The organism is Actinoplanes sp. NPDC051633 (assembly GCF_040681735.1).
Lineage (GTDB): Bacteria > Actinomycetota > Actinomycetes > Mycobacteriales > Micromonosporaceae > Actinoplanes.
This window is the reverse complement of the sequence record NZ_JBFAZH010001647.1, coordinates 1-1,329: the sequence shown is the minus strand read 5'-3', so window position 1 is coordinate 1,329 and position 1,329 is coordinate 1. Positions and strand designations below refer to the sequence as shown.

Here is a 1,329-nt window from a genome sequence, read left to right as displayed (position 1 = left end):
GATCCAGCAGCGCCCCAGTGCCGTCGCCAGTGCCCGCCACGGTGCCCGTGCCGGCCACCTCGGGGTACGCGACGGTGCGGGACTCGTCCGGGGCGGTGAGGTCCCGCAGCTTCTCCTGGCTCAGGCCGGCCCAGGCGGTCATCTCCTCGTAGGCCCGCGGCTCACCGTGCCCGACCGGGCCGAGCTGCTCCCAGTACTCCGCCGGGGCAGCCGCCCGCGCGGCCGTCCGATCGCCGAAGAAGAACGCCTTGCGGGTCCGCGAGTTGGCGTACTCGAGCAGAGCCTTGGTGAGGCTGACCTCGGCCGACGGGTGCGCCGCCTCCCCGCCGGCCGTCACCCGGATGCCGGCGCCCGGGTCCGGGTCGACACCCATGACGTGGGTCGAGCACACCCCGTACGCGGTCGCCGCGTGTTTCATCACCGGCCGGACGCCGTGTGCCGCGAGCCGGCTCATCAACGCCCGCACCGACTCCGGCAGGGTCTCGGGTGCGATCACCGGCGATCGGCGGTCCAGGGCCCGGAAGCGCAGCCCGTTGGTGTGCCGCTGCAGCAGCTCGAGCAGCCCGTGGGTGAGCGCCCGCTGCTCGTCGAGCCCGGCGCCCCGCCCGTTGGAGATCGGCGTGATCAACCGCTGCGACCCGCGCACCTGGCCCGGCTCACTGGCCACGAAATCCTCCGGCAGCCACACCGTTTCACCGGTCGCCCACCGGGTCATCGGCAGCCAGAGCAGGGGCATCGCGTCGTCGTACGGCGAGCCGGCCGGCAACCCGAGCCGGCGCGGGTCGACCACCCGGTCGCGGCCCTCGGCGGCCACCAGCTCGGCGTACGACCCGGGCCGGGCCGCCGCGTGCCGTTCCTCCACGCCCACCGCGGACAGCACGACCTCGGCGAGCTCCCCGAGACCGCTCACCGACGCCTCCTCCGGCGTCGCACCGTAGCCGTTGCCGTGGTGCCGGAACCTGCCGTCGACGGCCAGCGAGCAACTCGTCACAGGAATGCCCAGCCGGTCCAGCGATGAGATGTCGAATTCGGTGAGCCGGCCGAAGCGGGCCAAGACCGTACGGTATTGGCTGATCACGGTGGCAAGAGACACTTGACCACCCTACTCAGGCGGGAGAATGCCAGGTGCCGAGCGAGCACAACCCGGAGACGGGCTCCACCCACCTCAGACGCATGATCCTCAGCCAGTCGGTGGAGGGGACGCCGATCCCGATGGTGCTGTTCAGCGACGACACCCTGGCCGACGGCGACGGCGACGGCGACGGCGACGGCGACGGCGACGGCTCGGCCGGCCAGCCGGAGGTCGTGGCGCGGGCCGCCGCCGACCTG

At 73.2% G+C, this 1,329-nt stretch carries 1 protein-coding gene and 1 pseudogene; one reads left to right on the top strand and one right to left on the bottom strand.

The features are described 5' to 3' along the window. The coding region (locus AB0M20_RS43940; RefSeq protein ID WP_364307474.1) for a YcaO-like family protein at positions 1–1,093 on the bottom strand (1,093 nt) is incomplete at its 3' end. Between the two features lie 32 nt (positions 1,094–1,125). Between AB0M20_RS43940 and AB0M20_RS43935 the strand changes: the two are divergent. Further along, positions 1,126–1,329: pseudogene (locus tag AB0M20_RS43935) on the top strand (hypothetical protein); the annotation flags it as partial.